Below are 22,599 nucleotides of genomic sequence, written 5' to 3' on the forward strand. Positions count from 1 at the left end.
GCGTCGGCCGGGGTCCGGTGGGCCGACCACGACATTCTGTCAGGTCCCGCGGTGGGCCTCGTCTCAGGTCTCGTCGGAGGCGTCGCGCAGGGTCGGGTCGCCCCCGTCGGACAGCTCGTCCCACGCGGTGCGGACCTCGCCGCGCGGTCCGCTCTCGGGTCGCTCGCCGCGTTCGTAGCGGGCCGACAGGGCCGCCCAGGACCGGCTCGACAGGGCCGTGAGGACGCATCCGGCGACGAGCGCGACGGCCACGACGACGGCGACCCAGGCCCAGGGCGTCGTGGACCCGGTGGCGTCGGGCGCGGTCGTGCGGGCCAGCTCGCGCGCCACCGCCCCGGCGACGGCGTCGACCGGGCGCAGCGCGACGAGGAGCGTGAAGGCCAGCGCCCCGAGGGAGGCGAGCACCATGGCCACCGCGGAGACGGCCCGGATGACGCGTCCGCCCGTGAGCAGCCCGAGCAGGCCGACGGCACAGACGGCGGCGAGACCGGGGATGCCCGGCGCCGCCTGGCCGCCGGTCACCTCGGTCAGGCCGTGGGCGAGGACGTCACGGGCCTCGCCGCGTGCCCAGGGCAGCGTCGAGAGGCCGAGCAGCAGCGCCGCCGGCACGAGGACGGCGACCGCGGCGAGCCGCTTGGACAGCCTCATGCGCGCCCGGCGCTGACTCGGCGGAGTCCGGCGGCGGCCGCGACGGCGCGCAGGGCGGCGGCGGCCTTGTTGACGGTCTCCTCGTACTCGAGGTGCGGCACCGAGTCGGCGACGATGCCCGCACCGGCCTGCACGTGGGCCAGCCCGTCCTTGATGAGCGCCGTGCGGATGGCGATGGCCATGTCGAGGTCGCCGGCGAAGTCGAGGTAGCCGACGACGCCGCCGTAGAGCCCGCGCCGCAGGCCCTCGTAACCGTCGATGAGCGCCATGGCCCGCGGCTTCGGGGCGCCGCTCAGGGTGCCGGCGGGGAAGGTCGCGACGAGGGCGTCGTAGGCGCTCTGGCCCTCGCGGAGGTCGCCGACGACCGTCGACTCGATGTGCATGATGTGGCTGTACCGGCGGATCGACATGAAGTCGACGGTGTCGACGGTGCCGGCCCGGCAAATGCGCTGCAGGTCGTTGCGCGCGAGGTCGACGAGCATGAGGTGCTCGGCGCGCTCCTTGGTGTCGGCGAGCAGTTCCTCGGCGAGGTGGGCGTCGTGGTCCGGGCTCTTGCCACGGGGCCGTGAGCCGGCGATCGGGTGCGTGATGGCCTGCCGGTCGGTGACCTTGATGAGCGCCTCGGGGCTCGAGCCGACGACGTCGTAGGACGAGCCGTCCGGGTGGGGCAGGCGCAGCAGGTACATGTACGGGCTCGGGTTGCTGACGCGCAGCGCCCGGTAGACGTCGAGGGCGTCGGCCGCGCACGGCACGGTGAACCGCTGCGAGACGACGATCTGGAAGGCCTCGCCCGCCCGGATCGCCTCCTTGGCCTCTTCGACCATCGCCTCGAACTGGGGCTGGGTGTGGCTGCTCGTCGGCTCGAGGTCGATCGGCTCGATCGTCGAGACGGTGCTCGGCGCCGGCTCGGCGAGCAGGTCCTCCATCCGGTCCAGACGGGCGACGGCGTCGGCCCAGGCGTCCTCGATGCGCTCGTCGGTGGCGTCGTGGTTGACGGCGTTGGCCACGAGCAGGAGCGAGCCGTCGCTGTGGTCGAAGACGGCGAGGTCGGTGGCGAGCATCATGGCGACCTCGGGCAGGTCGAGCTCGTCACGCCCGGCGTCGGGCACCTTCTCCCACCGGCGCACCGCGTCGTAGGTGATCGCCCCGACGAGGCCGCCGGTGAGCGGCGGCAGCCCGGGGATGCGGGGCGTGGCGAGGGCGGCGACGGTGTCACGGACGGCGCCGGTCGGGTCGCCGGACGTGGGCAGCCCGACAGGCGGTTCGCCGATCCAGTGCGTCTTTCCCTCGCGCTCGGTCAGGGTCGCGGCGCTGCGGGCGCCGACGATCGAGTAGCGCGACCAGACGCCGCCGTGCTCGGCCGACTCGAGCAGGAAGGTGCCCGGGGCGTCGGCGGCGAGCTTGCGGTACACCCCGACGGGCGTCTCGGCGTCGGCGAGGACCCGGCGCACGACGGGGATGACCCGGCGGTGCTCCAGCGCGAGCTTGGTGAAGACCGGCAGGCTCGGCCACGTGCGGCCCCACGCGAGGTCTGCGTGCGGGGCGGGCGCGGGTGCGAGCGGGGCGGTCGAGTCGGGCACCGGCCCATTCTGGCCCACCGCGCCCGGACGCTCCCGTCGCCCCTCACCCACCGGACGTGCCGGGACCGGTCAGGTGGTCGGTCAGGTGGCGGGTGCGGCCTCGCCGACGACGGCCGGCAGGACGCGGGCGTCGAAGCAGGTGCGGTCCCCGGTGTGGCAGGCCGCGCCGACCTGGTCGACGGTGACGAGCAGGGCGTCGCCGTCGCAGTCGAGGCGCACCCCCTTGACCCACTGGACGTGCCCGCTCGTGTCGCCCTTGCGCCAGTACTCCTGGCGGCTGCGCGACCAGAAGGTGACCCGGCCCTCGGTCAGGGTGCGCCGCAGCGCCTCGTCGTCCATCCAGCCGAGCATGAGCACGTCACGGGTGTCGTGCTGCTGCACGACCGCCGCGACGAGGCCGTGCTCGTCGCGCTTGAGCAGCTCGGCGATGCGCGGGTCGAGCGCGTCGAGGTCAGCAGGGCCGGTGGTGTCGGCGGGGTCGGCGGTCACCGGGACATTGTGCCGGACCTCAGAGCGCCTGCTGCTGGGCCACCCACGAGGCGTGCAGCCGCGTGTAGACGCCGCCGAGGGCGACGAGCTCGCTGTGGTGGCCGCGCTCGACGATGTGCCCGGCGTCGACGACGATGACCTCGTCGGCGTTCTCGGCCGTCGAGAGACGGTGTGCGATGGCGATCGAGGTGCGGCCGCGGGTCAGCGAGTCGAGCGCCCGCTGCAGGCGCACCTCGGTGTGCGGGTCGACCGCCGAGGTGGCCTCGTCGAGGACGAGCAGGTCGGGGTCGGCCAGGTAGGCCCGGGCGAGGGCGACGAGCTGCCGCTCACCCGCCGACAGCGACTCGCCCCGCTGGCCGACGTCGGTGGCGAGGCCGAGCGGGAGGGTCGCGACCCAGCCGTCGAGTCCGAGATCGGTCAACGTCGCGCGCACCTGCTCCTCGGTGGCCTCCGGCCGACCGAAACGGACGTTGTCGAGGAGCGTGCCGTCGAAGAGGAATCCCTCCTGCGGCACGAGGACGACGCGGGACCGCAGCGAGGAGAACCGGATCCGGCGCAGCTCGGTGCCGTCGAGCAGGACCCGGCCGGAGGTGGGGTCCATGAGGCGGGTCAGCAGCTTGGCGAGCGTCGACTTGCCCGACCCGGTCTCGCCGACGATGGCGACCCGGCTGCGCGGGGCGATCGTGAGGTCGATGTCGTGCAGGACGGGCTCGCCTCCGGGATAGGCGAACCCGACGCCGCTGAACTGCACCGTGATGGGGCCGCGCGGCAGCTCGACGCCCTCCTCTGCCGGGTCGGACACGTCGGCCGGGGTGTCGATGATGCCGATGACGCGGCGCCAGCCGGCCACGGCGTTCTGCATCTCGTTGAGGATCTCAGTGGCCTGCTGCACCGGCATCGTGAAGAGGTTGACGAGGAAGAGGAAGGCGAGCAGCTCGCCGAGCGTGAGCCGGCCGTCGACGGCGAGGACGGTGCCGACGACGAGGACGACCGCCGTGGTCAGGCCCGACACGAGCTGGCCCGACGTGAACGCGATGACCGAGCGGGCCTGGGCGCCGATGGCGGCGCTTCGGTGCCCCTCGATCGCGGCGTCGATGCGGCCCTCGGTGCGGGCCTCGACGCCGTACGCCCGGATGGCCTGGGCGCCGACGACGGCCTCGGAGATGGCGCCGAGCATGTCGCCGACGCGTTCGCGAACCTTCGTGTAGGCCCGCCCGACGATGCCCTGGAAGGTGCGGATGATGACGAACAGCGGCACGAAGCACAGCCAGACGACGAGCGCGAGGATGGGGCTGTAGAACACCATGAGCACGGTCGCGAGGGTGATCTGCGCGACGTTGACGATGAGCATGAGCCCGCCGAACTGCACGAACATCGAGATCGTGTCGACGTCGGAGGTGACGCGGGACACCAGCGACCCGCGTCGCTCGGTGTTCTGCGTCAGCATCGCAAGGTCGTGGATGTGGCGGAACGCCTTGAGCCGCAACGTCGCCAGCCCACCCTCGGACGCGCGGAAGAGCCGGACGTTGACGAAGTAGGCCGAGAAGGCGGTGACGACGACGCCGACGAGCGCGACCGCGATCCAGAAGGTGACGACGGCCATGTCGGGTCCGCCGGCGGCGAGGATGCCGTTGTCGGTGATGCGCTGGACGACGAACGGCACGAGGACGCGTCCGACCGTCGACAGGACGGCCAGGGCCATCGTGACGCCGATGCCGCGGCGCAGCTCGGGCGAGAGCTCGAGGCCGCGCCGGAGCGTCTCGCTCGTGGTCAGCTCGTGGCCGGTGGCGATGCCGTGGTGCTCGACCGGGGCCTGGGATCGCATGCTCATCGGACCGCCTCCTGCTGCTCGTCGCGGCCGTCCGCGGTGCCGGTGTCGGGTCCTGACTCGGCGTCGACGAGGTCGTACTCGTCGAGGTCCTCGGCGCCGGCCGCGATCGCCTGCCGCTCGGCCGCCTCGCGGGCGTACGCGGTGACGAGACGCTCGTAGCCGGCGCACCGGCCCATGAGCTCGGCGTGCCCGCCGTGGTCGACGACGCGCCCGGCCTCGACGTAGACGACCTCGTCGGCGAGCAGGATCGTGGCCATCCGGTACGCGACGACGACGACCGTGGTGCCCGAGCTGGCCTCGCGGAGCCGGGCGAGGATCGCCTGCTCGACGCTCGGGTCGACGGCCGAGGTGGCGTCGTCGAGGACGAGCAGCTGCGGCTCGCGGATCACCGCGCGGGCCAGGGCGATCCGCTGGCGCTGGCCACCCGAGAGTGACGCGCCTCGCTCGCCGACGTGCGTGTCGAGGGCGTCCGGGAGGCGCTCGACGAAGCTCGCGCCCTGGGCGACGTTGAGGGCGCGCCACACCGCCTCGTCGTCGTGCTCGGCGCCGAGGGTGACGTTGCCGCGGACGGTGTCGTCGAACATGAAGGTCTGCTGGGCGACGAGGGCCGCGACGTCGCTGACGCCGCCGTGGCGCACCTCGCGCAGGTCGACGCCGTCGAGGAGCACGGCGCCGCTGTCGGGGTCGACGAGGCGCAGCAGGAGGTTGGTCAGGGTGGTCTTGCCGCTGCCGGTGGGCCCGACGACGGCGACGGTCGAGCCGGGTGCGACGTCGAGGGTGACGTCGACGATCGCCGGGTTGAGGTCGGTGCCCCCGTCCTCGGTCTCGATCTCGTAGGCGTAGGCGAGCCCGTCGGCCTGCAGGTGGCTCGACCGGCCGCGGGGCAGCTCGCGCTCGCCGTAGGTCATGCTGCCGGTGGCCTCGAGCACCGCCTCGATGCGGCGCCACCCGACGACTGCACGCGGCATCTCGGCGAGCACCCAGCCGAGGGCCCGGACCGGGAAGGCGAGGATGGAGAAGAGGTAGGCGATCTGCACGACCTGCGCCGCCGACAGGTAGCCACTCTGGACGCGCAGGGTGCCGACGAAGAGGACCGCCAGGGTGCCGATGGTCGGGATGGCCTCGATGACGGGGTCGAAACGGCCGCGGGTGCGACCGACCTCGACGTTGGCCGCGCGCAGGTCGTGGGTGACGGCGGCGAACCGCTCGGCCTCGTGGTCCTCACGGCCGAGGGACTTGACGACGAGCGCGGCCTCGAAGCTCTCGTGCGCCACCTCGGACACGTCGGCCCGCAGCTGCTGGGCCCGGGTGACGCGCGGCGACATGGCCCGCTGGAAGGCGACGTTGGCCAGGAACAGCATCGGGAACACCGTCAGGCCGACGAGCGCGAGCCACGGGTCGATGACGGTCATCTGGACGATGCCGAAGACGAGCATGACGACGACGCCGAGGGCCATCGGCAGCGGCGCGAAGATGTTCCACGTGGCCTCGACGTCGGCGTTGGCGTTCGACAGCAGCTGGCCGGACGGGTGCTTGTGGTGCCAGGCGAGCGGGAGGCGCAGGTACTGGCGGGTGACCTTTCTCCGGTACATCGCCCCGAGGTTGAACATGGCGATGCCACCGGCGAGGCGGCGGCCGATGACCCCGACGACGTTGACGAGCACGACGAGTGCGAGGACGCCGCCGATGGTCCACAGCTGCTCGGCCGTGACGTGGTGGGCGCTGATGGCCGGGCTGACCGCGTGCTGGACGACCCAGCCGATGGCCCACGCGGTGAGGCCGGTCATGACGCCGTAGACGACGCTGCCGAGGACGGCGAGGGCGAACCACCGCGGCTGGCCCTTGATGCCGCGGCCGATGACGCCGAGCCCCTCACAAAGGGTGGAGCCGCCGGTGCCGGCTCCCGAGGTCGACGGTCCGTTCACGGTGTGGCGCTCCCCTGTCGCTGGGCCTCGTGGGCCGTCCTCGCTCGCTGGTCGACGCCGCCCGGGCAGCCCGGGTCGGCGACTTCCCACCTTCTCACGGACCGGTGACGGCCCCGGCGCGGGCACGCGTCCACAGCCACTCGGCGTCCGGCCCCCGCTCGCCGTCCGCGGGGCTCCGGCGGAAGCCGAGCCTCGCGAGGACCCGGTGGCTCGCGACGTTGCCCGGCTCGGTGTGCGCGACGACCGACAGCCCGGCGGCCTCGAGCGAGCGCACCATGGCGCCGAGGGCGTCGGTCATGAGGCCCCCGCCGCGGGCCTGCTCGACGAGCCCGTAGCCCACCTCGACGACGCCGTCGTCGGGCGGACCGAAGCAGCCGATCGTGCCGACGGCGAGGCCGTCGGAGCGGCGCACGATGTGGCGGGGCGACCACGCGTCGGGGTCCTGCATCATCCCGATGGCGTCGAGGTCGTCCGCGCGCGGGTAGCCCGGCGCCCATCCCGGACGCTGCTCGCCGCGCCGCATCGCGTCGGCCTCCTCCCGCGTCACCGGCACGAGACGGGCGAACCGCGTCTCGATCGGCCCGGGACCGAACGGCACGGCGGCCGCTCCCGTGGGCACCCAGTAGCGGCGGTGGCCCTCGACGGTCTGCTCGAGGTACCCGCCGCACGCCTCGATGACGTGCGCGGACGCGACGTTGTCGTCGTCGCAGGTGACGAGCACGGGGTCGTTGCCGTGCGCGGCGGCCACCGCCAGAGCGAGGCGGAGGGCAGCCGTGGCGACGCCGCGCCGCCGGGCGACGGGCGCGACCGCGTACCCGATGTGGCCGCCCTCAACGAGGAGCGCGGGGGTGAGGTCACGGCGGATCGCGATGGTCCCGACGACGCGTCCGTCCTCGACGACCCATCGGTAGGCCGAGGCGACGCGTCCCTCGGGCAGCTCGACGTCGGTGCGCTCCTGCCGCCCGAGCCAGTCGACCCACTCGGCGAACGCGTCGGGGTCGGTGAGCAGCTCGCGGTCGGTGTGGCGGTAGCCCGAGCCGTGGACCGTCCCGCCGCCGAAGGCGTCGACGAGCTGCCACCACGAGTCGGCCAGGTCGGCGGTGGGGCGCACGAGCTCGATCACGGCACGACCCTAGGCAGGCGTCGACGGCGGGGCCACCGAGTTTGCCGTCGCGGGCCTGAGAGGATGACGCCCATGACGCGCCACGCCCGGACCGAACGGCTCCAGCTCTGCGACACGCTCGAGCGCGTCGGCCCCGACGCGCCGACGCTGTGCGAGGGCTGGGCCACCCGCGACCTCGCGGCCCACCTCGTGGTCCGCGAGCACCGCCCCGACCTGCAGGCCGGCGCCTACGTGCCGTTCCTCGCCGCCCGGCTCGAGCGCGAGCAGCGCGCCCTCGCATCCGGCGACTTCCCGGCGCTCGTCGCGCGCGTCCGGGCCGGCGCGCCGGCGTGGAACCCGATGCACCTCACCGCGGTCGACGAGCTGACGAACACCGTCGAGTACGTCGTGCACCACGAGGACGTCCGCCGCGCCCAGCCCGACTGGAAGCCCCGTGAGCTGTCCCCCGAGCTCGAGGCGGCCCTGTGGTCGTCCCTGCGCCGGTCCGCGCGACTCATGTTCCGCAAGGCGCCGACCGGGATCGTCCTCGTCGCACCCGGGCGGGGTCGGTACGCGGCCAAGCTCCCCGACGCGCACGGCACCGTGGTGCTGCGCGGCGCGCCCCTCGAGCTCGTCCTCTTCGCCTACGGGCGCCAGGACGTCGCCCGCGTCGAGGCGTCCGGCGACGCCGACGACATCGCGGCCCTGCAGGGCGCGCACCTCGGCATCTCCTGAGGGTCGAGCCGACGACCGCCGAGGGGGCTAGCGGACGGTGACGCCCGCCTCGCGCAGGGCGTCCTTGACCTGACCCACGGTCAGCTCCCCGAAGTGGAAGACGCTCGCGGCCAGCACCGCGTCGGCCCCGGCCTGCACCGCGGGGGCGAAGTGCTCGAGGCGCCCCGCTCCCCCGCTCGCGATGACGGGCACCGACACCGCGGCCCGGACCCGACGGATGAGCTCGAGGTCGAAGCCGTCCTTCGTGCCGTCGGCGTCCATCGAGTTGAGCAGGATCTCGCCGGCGCCGAGCTCAGCGGCCCGCGCACACCACTCGACGGCGTCGAGGTCGACGGGCGTGCGGCCCCCGTGCGTCGTCATGACGAAGTCGTCGGTGGGCCGCCCGTCGTCGCCGAGACGGCGTCGCACGTCGGCCGACAGCACGAGCACCTGGGCTCCGAACCGGGCGGCGATCTCGGCGATGAGCTCCGGCCGGGCGATGGCTGCGGTGTTGACGCCGACCTTGTCGGCCCCTGCGCGCAGCAGGCGGTCGACGTCGTCGGTGGTGCGCACGCCTCCGCCGACCGTCAGTGGGATGAAGACCTGCTCGGCGGTGCGGCGCACGACGTCGTAGGTCGTCTCGCGGTTGCCGCTGCTTGCCGTGACGTCGAGGAAGGTCAGCTCGTCGACGCCCTGAACGTCGTAGGCCTTCGCGAGCTCGACGGGGTCGCCGGCGTCACGGAGGTTCTCGAAGTTGACGCCCTTGACCACGCGTCCCGCGTCGACGTCGAGACAGGCGATGACGCGGGTGGCGACGGGCATGCCCCAAGGCTAGGACAGCCGGCGAGCAGGCTGCCGGTCGGTCTCGCACCCGCTCGGTATCGTCGCGGCCATGTGGGACGACGTCACGGCTGCAGCGCTACCCGCGCACGTCGACGCCGTGGTCGCCCTGACGCTCGTCGCGAAGCCCCGCTGCGGCGACACCGTCGTCGTCGCCGTCGACGGACCGAGCGGGTCGGGCAAGACGACCCTCGCCCTCGGCGTCCGGGCGGCGCTCGCCGCGCGGACCGGCGGCGACGTCGGCCTCGTGCACATGGACGAGATCTACCCGGGCTGGGACGGCCTCGCGGCGGCGCCCGGGCTGCTCGCCCGACAGGTGCTCGGCCCGCTGTCACGGGGCGAGCCGGCCGCGTACCGGCTGTGGAGCTGGGTGCGCGACACGTGGGTCGGGAGCCGCGTCGTGCCGCCCGCCCCGCTGCTCGTCGTCGAGGGGTGCGGCAGCAGCGTCGGTCCTGCCCGCCCGTACGTCGCCGTCTCGGTCTTCGTCGAGGCAGACCGCGACCTGCGTCGCCGCCGTGGCCTGGAGCGCGACGGCGCTGCCTACGCGCCGCACTGGGACCGCTGGGCGGCCCAGGAGGCCGAGCTGTTCGAGGGCGACCGCACCAGGCGGTGCGCGGACCTCGTCGTCGACACATCTAGTCTCTGAGCCATGCACCACTCCCCCACGGCGGCCGCCGCCCTCGGCACGAACGGATGACCCCGCGCTCCACCCGTGCCGTGCGCCCGCTGCCGCCCGTGTGGGTCATGGCCGTCGCCCTCGTGGCCGTCGCCGCCAACCTGCGCATCGCCATCACGAGCGTCCCACCGCTGCTCGACAGCATCTCGGCCGACCTGCACCTGTCGCACGCCGCCGCCGGCGCCCTGACGACCCTGCCGGTGCTCTGCATGGGCCTGTTCGCCCCGGTGGCGAGCCGCCTGGCCCACCACCTCGGCGCCGTGGCCGCGGTGCTCGCGGCGATCGTCAGCATCCTCGCCGGAACCGCGAGCCGGTTCGCCGGCGGGCACGGCATCGTCCTCTACGCCGGCACGTTCCTGGCCGGCGTCGGCATCGCCGTGGCAGGCACGCTCCTGCCGCGGCTCGTCAAGACGTTCTTCCCGCCGCGTCGGGTCGGGCTCGTCACCGGGCTCTACATGCTCGCGATGATGGGCGGGGCAGCCGTCAGCTCGGCGCTGTCCGTGCCGCTGGCCGAGCGGTTCGGCTCGTGGCAGGCCTCGCTGGGCTCGTGGTCGGTCGTCGCCCTTGTCGGCGTCCTCGCGTGGGCCCCCTTCACCCGACGCGCCAACCCGCACCACACGACGGGCGAGGAGGGCGCCGGACGCCTTCCGTGGCGCAGCCGCACCGCCTGGCTCGTCGCGTTCTACCTCGCGCTGCAGTCCTGGTGCTTCTACTCCGCCGTCACCTGGCTCGCGCCGACCTACGTGGAGCAGGGCTGGTCGCGCGCGTCGGCCGGCTACCTCGCGGCCGCCTTCAGCGCGGCGCAGATCGTGTCCGGCCTCGTCGGCCCGCTGCTGAGCGACCGCACCGCCGACATGCGCCGGCTCCTGCTCCCCGCGGCGGTCCTCGGCGTCGCCGGCAGCCTGGGCATCGCCTTCGCACCGCTCGGCGCTCCGTGGGTGTGGGCGCTCGTCACCGGGCTCGGGCAGGGTGCGGCGTTCTCGCTCGCGCTCGTGCTGCTCGTCCGGTACGCCGTGACCCCCGAGGCGAGCGGGCGTCTCACCGGCATGGCGTTCCTCGTGTCCTACGGCCTGGCCTCCGTCGGCCCGCTCGCCATGGGGCTGGTCCGCGACGTCTCCGGTGGGCTGTTGCCGGTCTGGCTCATCCTCGCCGTCGTCGGCGTCGTCCAGGGCGCCGTCGTGCTGCTGCTGCGGCCCGGTCTGCGACGCGTCGACTGACGCTCCCCGGCCCGGCGGCCGCATCGGGGCCGCACGTGGGCGCCGGATGCATGTCACGCGTGTGGCGGGTGTCGACTGCTGTTCACTCGTGCGCCGGGAGGGCGGTAATCCTGTCAATTCAGGCGAAACCGCTCACATCCTCGCGATCGGCATCGCACACTGCTTGTCGGCCGGCCTCGCGTCCTGTCCTCACCAGGCGAGACGGCATCCCCTCCACGAAGGACAGCGACGTTCAGCGACCTCACTGACCCTGACTTCCGAGGAGACGACCGATGCCCCTCCACCCCACGACGCCCAGCCCCGTGGCCAGTCCACGACGCCCCCGCACCCGACGCCTCAGGCGCCTGCTCGCCTCCGCGCTGAGTCTCGCCACCGCTGCGACGCTGCTCCCGGCGACCGCCGCCGACGCTGCGGTCCCCACCGCCGCGTCAGCCGCCGTCACCGTTCCGGGCATCGTGAGCCTGTCGACCGTGGCCGGCCCGACCCGCGGCGGCACCGTCGTCGACCTGTCCGGCTCCGCCGTGGGCACCGCGACGAAGGTGTGGTTCGGAAGCACCGGGGTGACCCGCATCCAGCGGGTGACCAGCACCCGCATCCGCGTCTCGACCCCGGCACACGCGGCCGGGGTCGTCTACGTCCGCGTCTCCAACGCGTCCGGCACCTCGCCGCAGACGGTCCGCTCGACGTTCGCCTACGACGCGGTGCCCAAGGTCACCCGCCTCTCGACGACGAACGGCTCGACCACCGGGGGCACCGCCGTGACCCTGACCGGCGCCGGGCTCTCCCGCGCCATCGTGGTCCGGTTCGGCACGACGGCCGCGCGGATCGTCGCGCGCGTCTCGGCGACCGAGCTGCGCGTCGTGGCACCGGCCCACACCTCGGGCACCGTCGACGTGCGCGTCGCCACCCCGGGTGGCACGTCCGCGGCGACGACGGCGACCCGCTTCCGCTACGGGGTCCTGCCCGTCGTGACCAGCCTGTCCACGACGGCGGGCCCGACGAGCGGCGGCCAGACGCTCACCCTCACCGGGAGCGCCCTGACCGGCGCCACGGCCGTCTGGTTCGGCACGTCGCGCGTCTCGTCCGTGACGCGGCTGTCAGCGACGTCGGTGCGCGTGCTCACTCCCGCGCGCCCGGTGGGCGACGTCGACGTCCGGGTCACGACCCCGATCGGCACGAGCCCCGTCGTCGCGAACGGCAGATACTCCTACCAGCCCGTTCCGGCGGTCACGGCCATCGCGCCGTCCACGGGGCCGAGCAAGGGCGGCACCGTCGTCACCATCACCGGCACGGGCCTCGGCCGCACCACCGGAGTCCGGTTCGGCACCACCTGGGTCAACTTCACGCGCATCTCGGCCTCGACCGTACGTGTGACTGCTCCCGCCCACGCCGCGGGCACCGTCGACGTCCGGGTCACGACGCCGGGCGGCACGTCCGCCACGTCGGGCGCCGACCGCTTCACCTTCGGTGCACCTCCGACGCTCACCAGGCTCTCGGCCGACGCCGGCCCGCTGGCCGGCGGCACGGTCGTGACGTTGACCGGCACGCACCTCGAGGACGTCACCACCGTGCGGTTCGGCACGACGAACGGCACGGGCCTCGTCCGCGTCTCCTCGACCACCGTGCGCGTCACGAGCCCGGCCCACGCGGCCGGCACCGTGACGGTGCGCGCCGTCAACGCCAACGGCACGTCCCCGGACCTGCCGGCCACCTCCTTCACCTACGAGCCGGCGCCGAGGGTCACGGCCCTGTCGGTCCCGGCCGGTCCGCTGGCCGGTGGCACCGTCGTGACCCTCACCGGCACGACGCTGGGGCGCACGCGGTCGGTGACGTTCGGCGGCGTCGCCGGCACCAACCTCGTGCGGGTGTCCGACACCACGGTCCGCGTCACGAGCCCGGCCCACGCGGCCGGGACCGTCGACGTGCAGGTCGTGGCCCCCGGAGGAACGTCGGCCACCGGAGCCGCGGCTCGCTTCGACTACCAGGCCGTGCCCACCGTCACGGCCGTGACGCCGTCGCTGTCACCGACCAAGGGCGGCAGCACCGTCACCGTCACGGGCACCGGGTTCGACAGGGTCAGCGCCGTCCTGCTGACCGGTACGCCGGTGACCTCGTTCACCCGCGTCTCCTCCACCCGCCTCACGCTGACCCTGCCCCCGCACGCCGAGGGACTGGTCAACGTGCGGGTCACCACGCCGGGAGGCACCTCTCCCTCCGCCCCCGCCAACGTCTTCACCTACCAGAACCCGCCCGTCGTCACCGGCGTGACGCCGTCCTCGGGCCTCCTGGGCGGTGCGACGACGGTGACGCTGACGGGCACCTCGTTCCAGAACACGTCGGCGATCCTCTTCGACGGGGTGCCCGCGACGTCGTTCACCCGGGTGTCGGCCACGCAGCTCACCGCCGTCGTGCCGGCCCGCAGCGTGACCGGCGACGTGTCCGTCCGCGTCACGACGCCGGCGGGCACGGTGCTCCTCGCAAAGGGCTACCGGTACGAGGCCGGCACGACCCTGGCCCCGGGCCAGACGCTCGCCTCCGGCACGGCACTGCGCTCGTCCAAGGGCACCTACGCGCTCATCGTCATGGTGAGCGGTGACGTGGGCCTCTACAAGGGCACGACCCGGCTGTGGCACACCGCGACGTCGGGAGCCGGCAACCGCGTCGTCGTCCGCCCCGACGGCAACATCGCCGTCCTGCGCCAGGACGGTGCAACGCTCTGGACGAGTGGGACGGCCGGCTGGGCCGGGGCCCAGGTGACGCTCGGCGAGGACGGCCTGCTCGTCCTCAAGCAGGGCACGACGCCGGTGTGGGACCACCGTGGGATGCGCTACGACCGGCTGCTGTCCGGCCAGACGCTGCGCTCGGGCGAGTCGCTCCAGTCGGTCAACACGTCCTGGCGCCTGACGATGCGCACCGACGGCAACCTCGTCGTGACGACCGCTGCCGGCCGGCTGCAGTGGTCGGCCCTGACGACGGGCACGGGCAACGTGGCCGTCATGCGCGCCGACGGCAGCTTCGTGGTCCAGTCCCGGACCGGGTCGACCCTCTGGTCGACGGCGACCGGGGACGCGGGCGGCGCGGTCGTGCGGATGCTCGGCGATGCCAACGTCGCCGTCTACCAGGGCCCGAAGGTCGTGTGGGCCATCACGGGTGGGCCGGAGCCCCGCAGCTGGTCCTGCTACTCGCGGGGCACGCAGACGTGCATCTCCCGGTTCGGCTACTACGGCCAGAGCGCCTGGAACTACCCGGTCGACGCGTGGGGCAACAACTGCACGAACTTCTCGGCCTACCGCCTCTCCCGCGACGGCATCGCCAACCCGGGCAACCTCGGCAACGCCAACACGTGGGACGACCGCGCCCGGGCCAAGGGTCTCGTCGTCGACCAGAAGCCGAAGGTCGGCACCATCGCGCAGTGGAACAGCAACCACGTGGCCTACGTGGACTGGGTCAGCGCCGACGGCAACAAGGTCGCGATCTCCGAGAGCGGCTACGGCGGCACCGTCCTAGGCGTGACGTACACCTCGATGAGCGGTCGCCGGATCCTCACGCGGGGCACGTCGTCCTGGCCGTCCAACTTCATCCACTTCCGCTGAGCCGGGTGACGGCGACCGAGGGGGCGAACGAGATGTCGGACACGACCGAGCAGGTGGCAGGACCCGGGAAGGGGCCGGCGGTGGCGCGCGTCAGCAGCGTTGAGCGCCGCCGGGTGCTCGCGGGCCTCGGGGGCGGCGCGTCGCTCGCGGTCGCGCAGGCGGCCACGGCGCAGGCTGCGGGCGCACCCGCGTCGACGCCGGCCGCCACCTCGGCGACGGTCGCCACCGCCGCGCCCGCGGTGATCGCCACCCTCGGCGCGTCGGCGAGCGACCCCGTCCTGCACCTGCTGCGTCGGGCGACCTTCGGCCCGACACCGGCGCTCGTCGCCGAGGTCCGCGCGACCGGCACGACCGCGTGGCTGGACGCCCAGCTGGCGCCCCTGACGAAGGTGCCGGACACGACGATGGACGGCGTGCTCAAGCGCTGGCCGCGCCTGGGCTGGAGGATCTGGGAGGTGCGCGAGCGGGTCGCGGCGAACGGCTCCTGGGACGTCATGTACGACCTGCTCGAGTCGCACCTGGCACGGGCGCTGTGGTCGCGTCGGCAGCTGCTCGAGACGGTCGTCGACTTCTGGACCAACCACCTCGTCATCCCGGTGCCGAGCAGCGAGGTCTGGGACAGCGCGCACCTGTTCCAGCGTGACGTCGTCCGCAAGAACGCACTCGGCACGTACACGGCGATGCTGGGCGCGGCGGCGCGCCACCCGGCGATGCTCAAGGTGCTCGACAACGCCGACAGTCGCAAGCAGGCCCCGAACGAGAACTACGCCCGCGAGCTGCTCGAGCTGCACACCGTCGGCGCCGGTGCCTACACCGAAGCCGACGTCAAGATGTCGGCGCTGGCCCTCACCGGCCTGTCTGTCGACTCCGAGTCGGGCCTCTACTCCTACAAGCCGCAGCGCCGGTACGTCGGGGCGCTCAAGGTCATGGGCTGGAGCCACGCCAACACGAGCCCCGAGGGTGGCGACGCCGTCGCGACCTCCTACCTCACCTACCTCGCGACGCACCCCTCGACGGCGAAGCGGATCGCGACGAAGCTCTGCATCCGCTACGTCTCCGACACCCCACCGGCGACGCTCGTCACGAAGCTGGCGCAGGTGTACACGGCCAACAACACGGCGATCGCCCCGGTCCTGAGGGCGCTGTTCCTCTCCCCCGAGTTCGCTGCGTCGATCGGCAAGAAGGTGCGCACGCCCTACGAGGACGCCCTCGCGTCGTGCCGCATCCTCGGCCTCGGGCCGGAGCCGGCACCGGCCGACCCGGCCAAGGCGGACCTGCGCGGGCTGCTCTGGCTCACAGGGACCTTCGGCCAGGCGCCGATGGGCTGGCCTGCGCCGAACGGCTACCCGGATGTCGCCGGCGCCCTCGGTGGCGCGTCGAGCACCCTCAACCGCTGGAACTTCCACCTCGGGCTGGCGGGCAGCTGGACGCTCAAGGCGATGCCGCGCCCGGCGCTGTCGACGCTCGTGCCGACGACGCGGCCGGCCACCTACGGCGCGTTCGTCGAGGCCCTCGCGGCCCGGCTGCTCGTGACGGTGTCGACGGCCCAGCGCGACGCCGTCTGCCGGTTCCTCGAGCACGCCCCCACCGACGCGCTCAAGGCCGACGCACCCGCCCTGACATGGCGGCTGCCGTACGTCGTCGCGCTCCTGCTCGACTCCCCCGCTTTCGCGACCCGCTGAGGACGACGCCATGACCACCAGCCCCGCGCTCCCGACGCACGTCGTCGGCTCCCTCGACCCCGCCGTCGCCGGGGTGGCCGAGTGCGGCTGCCCGCAGGGTCAGGCGCTCGCCTCGCAGGTCTCCCGCCGGACGCTGCTCGCGGGGGCCGGTGCCCTCGGAGCCATCGGTGCCGTCGTCGGCGTCGCGAGCCCCAGCGCGGCCACGCAGCTGGCCTTCGCCGGCACCGACTACACCGGCGACACCATCGTCGTGCTCAGCCTCCGCGGCGGGTTCGACGGCCTGTCCGCCGTTGCGCCCGTGGGCGATCCGGCCTATGCCGTTGCCCGCCCGACGATCGCCGTGCCGACCTCGCGGGCCATCCAGCTCGACGCGACGTTCGGCCTGCACCCGGCGCTCGCGCCGCTCAAGGCCATCTGGGACCGTGGCGCCCTCGCCGCCGTCCAGGCCGTCGGCCAGGTCAACCCGACGCGCTCGCACTTCGAGGCGATGGCGGCGATGGAGAACGCGGCCCCCGGCTCGACGCTCCGCACCGGCTGGCTCGACCGGATGATCGGGCTCACCGGCACCGTGACGACGTTCTCCTCCGCGGCCGTCGGGGCGACGAGCGCGCCCCAGTCGATGCTCGGCCCGAACCCCGAGATCGCGATCCGCCGCGTCGACGACTTCAGCCTCAGCGGCGCCTGGAACGACACCGAGCAGGCCCGGTGGACGACGGCGCTCTCGGCGCTCTACGCCGGTGCCCCGGCGACGCTCGGCGGGCCCGCCCGCGCCACCCTCGGCGCGCTCTCGACAACCGCGCAGCTCAAGGCGCAGGGCTACACGCCCGAGAACGGCGCCCAGTACCCGAAGGGCGACCTCGGCGACGCGCTGCGCGAGGTGGCCCGGCTCGTCAAGGCCGGAGTCGGGCTTCGGGCGGCGACCGTCGACGTCGGCAACTGGGACATGCACTCCGGCCTCGGCGCGAGCGACTCTGGCTGGATGTTCCGCCAGCTGACCGAGCTCGGCCAGGCGCTGGCCGCCTTCGACCGGGACCTCGGAGCGAAGATGGCCGACGTCACGCTCGTGACGATGAGCGAGTTCGGTCGACGCGTCGCCGAGAACGCCTCCGGCGGGCTCGACCACGGCCACGGCAACGTCTCGTTCGTCCTGGGCGGCGGGGTGCGCGGCGGGCAGGTGTACGGGCGCTGGCTCGGCCTCGGGGCGGCCGCCCTCGACCAGGGTGACCTCGCCGGCACGACCGACTACCGGACCGTGCTGGCGGAGGCGCTCGAGAAGCGGGCCGGGCTCGCCACCTCCACGGTGTTCCCCGGTCTCTCGACGAGCCGGGTCGGGCTGTTCGCGGCCCGCACCTGAGGTCCCGGGCTCAGACGAAGCTGCTGAAGCCCTTCGAGACGAGGATCCGGCCGGAGAACCCTCCCTTGCCGTTGCCCTTGTAGACGTACAGGTAGCCGTTCGGGGCCAGAGCCAGCAGGTCGTTGCGCCGGTCGCCGGTGAAGTCGCCCAGGCCGGCGATCTGGCTGAACCCGTTCCAGCTCGTGCCGATCTGCTTGCGGGGCCGGAAGCCGCCGGCGCCGTTGCCCGGGTAGAGCCAGAGGGTGCCGTCGGCCTTGCGGGCGACGAGGTCGTTGCGTCGGTCTCCGTCGAGGTCGCCGACGCCCACGATGCTGATGAAGGACTGCCACCCGCTCCCGACGCGCCTCGGCGCGTAGAAGTGGGTCCAGTCCTTGTTGGCCCAGAGGTACATGTCGCCGTTGTCGGCGACGGTCAGGACGTCCGCCTTCGCGTTGCCGTTGAAGTCTCCCGGCGTGACGATGTGGCGGTAGCTCTTGAACTTCGACGCGAAGAGCGAGTTGAACGCCACGAGGCGGTTGCCGTTGTAGGCCCACCACGCCTCGTCGTACCCCGAGGGGCCGACCGCCAGGATGTTGCCGCCGAAGAAGTCGTCGTTCGGCCTCGCCACGGCCGGCAGGAGGGCACGCACCTCACCGAGGCCCGAGCCGACCCTGGTGCTGCCGGCGATGCCGCCCCGGCCGTTCCCGCGGTAGATGTAGGCGACGTTGCCCCTCGTGACGCCGATGATGTCGGCCCGGCCGTCGTTGCTGACGTCCAGCGTGAGGAAGAGGCGCTGCAGAGGACGAGGAGTGGCGGTGGCGGCGCGCGAGGCCCCGACGCCGGCGGCGTTCTTGGCACGGACCGCGATGCTGTAGGTCGCGTTGTTCGTCAGGCCCGACACCGTGAGTGCGCGGGCTGCCGCGCCGACCGTGTAGGTCCTGCCACCGGGCGAGACGGTGACGGTGTAACCCGTGACCGCGCTGTTGCCGGTGTCAGCCGCGTCGCCCCACTGAACCCTGGCCGACCGGTCGGACGGAGTCGTCTCGACCCACAACGGCGCCGTGGGCCTGGCGATGACCGTCAGGTCGAGGGTCGCCAGGTCGATGTTGTGGGTGGTCGGGCACGAGCGGTTGCACGTCAAGGTGCCGTCGCGGTAGTAGCTGCTGGAGTTGCCGGCCTTGTCCCGCAGGGTGACCACGTCCGCGTACCACTGCCCCGGACTGACCGCAGGCACCGTGCCCGACGCTACGCCGGGTCCCGTGACCTTGGTCTCCCAGCCCCAGAGGCCAGGGCTCTGGGCGCCGTAGGTGGGCGTGTACTGGATCCTCACCGAGTCGAGGGCTTGCTCCGTCGCCACGTAGGAGATCGAGCCGGTCCCGCCGCTGACGACGGCCGGCTGTCGGTACGCGAGGCTCGACAGCACGGGCGAGTCACCGTCCACCGACGAACCGGTGACCGAGATGGTCGTCGTCGTGAAGGGCAACGAATGCGACGCAGGGCCGACGGCGCTGCCCGGCGGCCGCAGGCGCACGACGCCCGTTGCGAGGTAGGACACCATGTTGCCCGGCAGGTCGCTCAGGTAGATCGCGTCCAGCCTGTAGGTGCCGTTCGGTACCGATGCCGGGACCACCCCGACCACGGACGCGTAATCGGTGGACCGGCCGGTGAGGCGAAACGTCTCGTGCCCGTTGGTGAAGACGGCCACGGGAACAGGGCCCACTGCCGCCACCTGCGGGTGTTCCTCGTCCACGCCCAGGTCGAGGCGGGCCACCTGGCCGACGGGCACGGTCGGCGTGGCAACGGAGAGAGAGGTCAGGAGGGGCACCTGCGCGTCGGCCGTCGAACCACTGACCGACAGCGAGACGTCGAACGAGAGGTGGTGCACCGCGCCAAGGCATTCGGGCACGCAGCTCATGCTGTCGGCCGAGTACCCCGTACGGTTACCGGACGCGTCCGTGACCGTGAGGACCTTGAGACGGGTCACCGCATTGGCGAGCCCGTCCGACACGGTCGTAGACGCAACGCCGTCGAGCGGCAGCTGGTCACCGAAGTCCCAGTAGGTCCGACGCCCCGCGGCGTCCTCGAAGGTGGCCTCGATCGAGACCGTCGGCGAGGCGTCGGTGGCCGAGTACGAGATCGTGACCGGGTCGCCCGGCCGGACATCGGCCGGCGACGTGAACGTGATGGCGTCGAGCCGCGGTGCGACGTCGTCGGCGGCCCAGGCCGCGGGTGACGAAGCGGCGATGCTGGTGGCCGCGACTCCGACTGCGAGCAGAGCTGCGAGCCGACCACGAACATGGTCGAACGAGAACACGAGTCCCCCTGTAGGACATGCGGACGAACGACCGAAGCATAGGGCCTGGACCACCCGTCGACGGGTTCATTCCGGTCACGAGCTCCCGGGAGCCACTCCCGTGCTTCGGTCCCTCGGTGGCAGAGAAAGTGGTGGCCGTCCGGGCCGTCGGTTCCCTAGCGTGTGCGTCCGTGGAGACGATCCCCTACCGATCGCTGCCGGTCGACCAGTCCGAGGTGGTGTACGAGCACGGCCCCGACTCGCAGCGCAGGCCGGGCATCCCCGAGGGTCGGACGGTCGAGGTCTCCCTGCCGGACAGCACCGTCTACCCCGGCACGTCCCGACGCGTCTGGGTCCACGTGCCGGCCGGGCACGATGCCGCGACGCCGGCCCGTGTGGTCGTGTTCCAGGACGGCCGGTGGTACCTCGACCCCGACGGCCAGGTGCGGGCCGGCATCGTGCTGGACAACCTCGTCGGCTCGGGGGCGCTGCCCCCGACGATCGGGGTGTTCGTCGACCCGGGCGTCTTCGTCGACGTGGACGACCCCGACGAGCGGAAGAACCGCAACGCCGAGTACGACGCCTTCGACGACCGGTACGCCACCTTCGTGCTCGACGAGGTGCTGCCCCTCGTGCAGGACCGTTGGGCGCTGAGCGCCGACCCCGCCGACCGGGCCGTCTGCGGCGGCAGCAGCGGAGGCAACGGCTCGTTCACCGCGGCGTGGACGCGTCCGGACGAGTTCGGCCGCGTCGTCGCCTTCCTGTCGAGCTTCGCCCAGATGCCCGGGGGCAGCCCGTATCCGCAGCTCATCGCCGAGACGCCCCGCAAGCCCCTGCGCATCTTCCTGCAGGCCGGCCACCGTGACCTCGGCTGGAACGAGCCGGAGTGGAACTGGCTCGCCGACAACCTGCGGGTGGCAGCGGCGCTGGCCGAGGCGGGCTACGACTTCCGGCTCGTCCTCGGCGACGGCGCGCACAGCCCCAACCACGGCGGGGTGCTCCTGCCGGACGCGCTGCGATGGGTCTTCCGACCGAGCGACGACGAGGGGGCGGACGCGTGACGGTTCCCGGCTCCGCTTCGAGCCGGCTCGACGCCGGCCGGGCCTGCCTGCTCGTCACCGGAGGGCCGGGCGCGGGCAAGTCCACGGTGGCGCGCCATGTGGCCCGGGCCCTGTCCCGCTCCGCCCTCATCGAGGGCGACACCGTCGCCCGCCTCGTCGTGGGCGGCTACGTCTGGCCCCTCGGGGACCCGCCCGACGAGGCGGCCCGCCAGGTGGCCCTGTGCAACGACAACATCTGCTCTCTCGCCGTGAACGTCATGGCCGCCGGCTTCACGCCTGTCATCGACTGGATCGTGCCCGACGCCGAACAGCTCGAGGTCTACCGCGCGGCTCTCGGCCCGCGGTTACGGCTGGTCGTCCTCGATCCCGGCGCCGCCGTGTGCGTGGAGCGTGACCGGCAACGGCCATCCATGGAGCAGTTCGCCTTCGACGGCCACGACCGGCTGCGAGCGAACATGTGGACGGGCTACGGGTCACGGGGATGGTGGCTGGACTCCTCCGGGCTCGATGCCGAGAGCACCACCCGGCAGGTCCTCGACGAGGCGTACGAACGCGCGTCCTGCTGATCCCGGCGAGAAGGCCGCACCTACACGTTGACCTCGAAGCCGAGGTCGTAGTCGCTCGCGGCGATACCGCCGGACCCCCAGTTCTCGGGAGGGCTCTCCCGCAACAGGATCGACACGTGCTCACGCGGGATCCCGTGGTGGCCGAGCCGTTCGACGATCTCGCGGTAGAGGGCGCGCTTGGCCTCGGTGGAGCGTCCGGAGAAGCAGTCGATCGTGACCCGCAGATACGTGTCGGCGACACCCTCGTGCAGCCCGTTCACCATCGCGTGCGGCTCGAACTCGGCCAGCCGGATGAAACGGTCGGCCTCCGGGATCCGGAACGCCGCGACGAGCGCCGCATGGACCGCGTCGATCAACGCGACCTGCTCGTCCGGCGTGTAGCGGCGACGGACCTCGATCAGGGTGCTGGGCATGGGTTCCCTTCCGGCATCGGCGTGGTGGTCGCGCCATGCTTCCACGGCCTCGACTCCACTGCTCGACTGACGTTCGACGGAGCTCGTCAGTCCACCACCGATCAAGGGGATCCGACTGTGCGACAGCATCTTCGACCGGCTGAACCCTTGACATTCTATTCGAACTGGTGTTCGATCGGGAGATGGGGACAGGGGTAGGTGAGGAGCACGACGCGGCCGGCGACGTGTCGTCGCTGGCCGTGCTGTACCCGCCCCGGCACCACGAGTCCGCGCCCGCCCGGGCGCGAGGCCGGTCCATGGTCGAGCGGTCCCTGCGGCGCGAGGTCGCCCGGCACGTCCTGGCCGATCAGCTGCCCGACCTCGTGGCCGAGCTGCTCGAGGCCGCCGGCGACGACCTCACCGCGTCGCCCCTGACCGACCTCGAGGCGCAGTCCGACGCCGAGCTGCGCCTCCTGGAGGCGGTCGAGCACGCCAAGGCCGTCCTCGACGCCGCAGGCCTGCACGCGCTCGCGCGGCTGCGCTCCTGCATCGAGTCCACCGAGCTGGCCCGCACCGCCGACCTCGGCGGCACGACCCCGACCGGGTGGCTCGACGCCGACCGGCTCACCAGGCTCGAGGTCACCACCGCCACCGGCC

Annotated in this window: 18 protein-coding genes; 9 read left to right on the forward strand and 9 right to left on the reverse strand. The window is 73.1% G+C overall.

The annotated features are described in order from the left end of the window. Positions 1-63 precede the first annotated feature (63 nt). The 6 genes from AC3A5R_RS09575 to AC3A5R_RS09600 all read right to left on the reverse strand — a co-directional run bounded on the left by AC3A5R_RS09575 (position 64) and on the right by AC3A5R_RS09600 (position 7,596). Complete coding sequence (locus AC3A5R_RS09575; protein ID WP_487620515.1) at positions 64-648, reverse strand: Trp biosynthesis-associated membrane protein; 585 nt, start codon at positions 646-648, stop codon at positions 64-66. Continuing rightward, the gene (locus tag AC3A5R_RS09580) at positions 645-2,228 is read right to left on the reverse strand and encodes an anthranilate synthase component I (protein WP_487620516.1); all 1,584 of its coding nucleotides are present in this window, start codon (positions 2,226-2,228) and stop codon (positions 645-647) included. Before AC3A5R_RS09580 ends, AC3A5R_RS09575 begins: the two co-directional genes overlap by 4 nt. Positions 2,229-2,309: 81 nt before the next feature. Next, positions 2,310-2,717: a phosphoribosyl-AMP cyclohydrolase gene (hisI, locus tag AC3A5R_RS09585; RefSeq protein ID WP_487620517.1), complete on the reverse strand. Its 408-nt coding sequence runs from the start codon at positions 2,715-2,717 to the stop codon at positions 2,310-2,312. 19 nt (positions 2,718-2,736) lie between these two features. Further along, positions 2,737-4,548 carry an ABC transporter ATP-binding protein gene (locus AC3A5R_RS09590; protein ID WP_487620518.1) on the reverse strand — a complete coding sequence of 604 codons (1,812 nt, stop codon included), beginning with the start codon at positions 4,546-4,548 and terminating at the stop codon, positions 2,737-2,739. After that, a complete protein-coding gene (locus AC3A5R_RS09595; RefSeq protein ID WP_487620519.1) occupies positions 4,545-6,473 on the reverse strand; it encodes an ABC transporter ATP-binding protein in 1,929 nt (642 codons plus the stop codon). The genes AC3A5R_RS09590 and AC3A5R_RS09595 overlap by 4 nt, the downstream gene beginning before the upstream one ends. Positions 6,474-6,567: 94 nt before the next feature. Continuing rightward, positions 6,568-7,596: a GNAT family N-acetyltransferase gene (locus AC3A5R_RS09600; protein ID WP_487620520.1), complete on the reverse strand. Its 1,029-nt coding sequence runs from the start codon at positions 7,594-7,596 to the stop codon at positions 6,568-6,570. A gap of 72 nt (positions 7,597-7,668) precedes the next feature. Here AC3A5R_RS09600 and AC3A5R_RS09605 point away from each other — a divergent pair, with 72 nt between their 5' ends. After that, complete coding sequence (locus AC3A5R_RS09605) at positions 7,669-8,310, forward strand: TIGR03085 family metal-binding protein (RefSeq protein ID WP_487620521.1); 642 nt, start codon at positions 7,669-7,671, stop codon at positions 8,308-8,310. A 27-nt stretch (positions 8,311-8,337) separates the two neighbouring features. Here the strand turns inward: AC3A5R_RS09605 and hisF are convergent, their stop codons facing one another. Next, positions 8,338-9,111, reverse strand: a complete 774-nt coding sequence (gene hisF, locus AC3A5R_RS09610; protein WP_487620522.1) for an imidazole glycerol phosphate synthase subunit HisF — start codon at positions 9,109-9,111, stop codon at positions 8,338-8,340. Between the two features lie 70 nt (positions 9,112-9,181). On the opposite strand from hisF, the gene AC3A5R_RS09615 reads away from it, so the two are divergent. The 5 genes from AC3A5R_RS09615 to AC3A5R_RS09635 all read left to right on the forward strand — a co-directional run bounded on the left by AC3A5R_RS09615 (position 9,182) and on the right by AC3A5R_RS09635 (position 17,651). After that, the gene (locus tag AC3A5R_RS09615) at positions 9,182-9,775 is read left to right on the forward strand and encodes a uridine kinase family protein (protein WP_487620523.1); all 594 of its coding nucleotides are present in this window, start codon (positions 9,182-9,184) and stop codon (positions 9,773-9,775) included. A 47-nt stretch (positions 9,776-9,822) separates the two neighbouring features. After that, the gene (locus AC3A5R_RS09620; protein WP_487620524.1) at positions 9,823-11,022 is read left to right on the forward strand and encodes an MFS transporter; all 1,200 of its coding nucleotides are present in this window, start codon (positions 9,823-9,825) and stop codon (positions 11,020-11,022) included. A gap of 272 nt (positions 11,023-11,294) precedes the next feature. Then, on the forward strand, positions 11,295-14,615 hold the full coding sequence (locus tag AC3A5R_RS09625; protein WP_487620525.1) for an IPT/TIG domain-containing protein: 3,321 nt from the start codon (positions 11,295-11,297) through the stop codon (positions 14,613-14,615). Between the two features lie 32 nt (positions 14,616-14,647). Continuing rightward, on the forward strand, positions 14,648-16,297 hold the full coding sequence (locus AC3A5R_RS09630; protein ID WP_487620526.1) for a DUF1800 domain-containing protein: 1,650 nt from the start codon (positions 14,648-14,650) through the stop codon (positions 16,295-16,297). A 10-nt stretch (positions 16,298-16,307) separates the two neighbouring features. Then, on the forward strand, positions 16,308-17,651 hold the full coding sequence (locus tag AC3A5R_RS09635; RefSeq protein WP_487620527.1) for a DUF1501 domain-containing protein: 1,344 nt from the start codon (positions 16,308-16,310) through the stop codon (positions 17,649-17,651). Between the two features lie 10 nt (positions 17,652-17,661). On the opposite strand, the gene AC3A5R_RS09640 is transcribed toward AC3A5R_RS09635, so the two are convergent. Continuing rightward, positions 17,662-19,944: an FG-GAP-like repeat-containing protein gene (locus tag AC3A5R_RS09640; RefSeq protein ID WP_487620528.1), complete on the reverse strand. Its 2,283-nt coding sequence runs from the start codon at positions 19,942-19,944 to the stop codon at positions 17,662-17,664. Positions 19,945-20,114: 170 nt separating this feature from the next. Here AC3A5R_RS09640 and AC3A5R_RS09645 point away from each other — a divergent pair, with 170 nt between their 5' ends. Then, positions 20,115-20,984: an alpha/beta hydrolase gene (locus tag AC3A5R_RS09645; RefSeq protein ID WP_487620529.1), complete on the forward strand. Its 870-nt coding sequence runs from the start codon at positions 20,115-20,117 to the stop codon at positions 20,982-20,984. After that, positions 20,981-21,550, forward strand: a complete 570-nt coding sequence (locus AC3A5R_RS09650; protein WP_487620530.1) for a P-loop nucleotide/nucleoside kinase family protein — start codon at positions 20,981-20,983, stop codon at positions 21,548-21,550. Before AC3A5R_RS09645 ends, AC3A5R_RS09650 begins: the two co-directional genes overlap by 4 nt. Before the next feature lie 20 nt (positions 21,551-21,570). Here the strand turns inward: AC3A5R_RS09650 and AC3A5R_RS09655 are convergent, their stop codons facing one another. Beyond that, positions 21,571-21,963, reverse strand: a complete 393-nt coding sequence (locus AC3A5R_RS09655; RefSeq protein ID WP_487620531.1) for a tautomerase family protein — start codon at positions 21,961-21,963, stop codon at positions 21,571-21,573. 182 nt (positions 21,964-22,145) lie between these two features. Between AC3A5R_RS09655 and AC3A5R_RS09660 the strand changes: the two genes are divergently transcribed. Further along, positions 22,146-22,599 (forward strand): hypothetical protein (locus AC3A5R_RS09660; protein WP_487620532.1); only part of this gene is annotated, 454 nt, incomplete at its 3' end.

The organism is Intrasporangium sp. Soil_C_50 (genome assembly GCF_057656595.1).

Excerpts from the sequence above, each read along its gene's own strand:
- AC3A5R_RS09575 (WP_487620515.1), bottom strand. The coding sequence starts at position 648 with ATGAGGCTGTCCAAGCGGCTCGCCGCGGTCGCCGTCCTCGTGCCGGCG.
- AC3A5R_RS09590 (WP_487620518.1), bottom strand. The coding sequence starts at position 4,548 with ATGAGCATGCGATCCCAGGCCCCGGTCGAGCACCACGGCATCGCCACC.
- AC3A5R_RS09605 (WP_487620521.1), top strand. The coding sequence starts at position 7,669 with ATGACGCGCCACGCCCGGACCGAACGGCTCCAGCTCTGCGACACGCTC.
- hisF (WP_487620522.1), bottom strand. The coding sequence starts at position 9,111 with ATGCCCGTCGCCACCCGCGTCATCGCCTGTCTCGACGTCGACGCGGGA.
- AC3A5R_RS09615 (WP_487620523.1), top strand. The coding sequence starts at position 9,182 with ATGTGGGACGACGTCACGGCTGCAGCGCTACCCGCGCACGTCGACGCC.
- AC3A5R_RS09620 (WP_487620524.1), top strand. The coding sequence starts at position 9,823 with ATGACCCCGCGCTCCACCCGTGCCGTGCGCCCGCTGCCGCCCGTGTGG.
- AC3A5R_RS09625 (WP_487620525.1), top strand. The coding sequence starts at position 11,295 with ATGCCCCTCCACCCCACGACGCCCAGCCCCGTGGCCAGTCCACGACGC.
- AC3A5R_RS09630 (WP_487620526.1), top strand. The coding sequence starts at position 14,648 with ATGTCGGACACGACCGAGCAGGTGGCAGGACCCGGGAAGGGGCCGGCG.
- AC3A5R_RS09635 (WP_487620527.1), top strand. The coding sequence starts at position 16,308 with ATGACCACCAGCCCCGCGCTCCCGACGCACGTCGTCGGCTCCCTCGAC.
- AC3A5R_RS09655 (WP_487620531.1), bottom strand. The coding sequence starts at position 21,963 with ATGCCCAGCACCCTGATCGAGGTCCGTCGCCGCTACACGCCGGACGAG.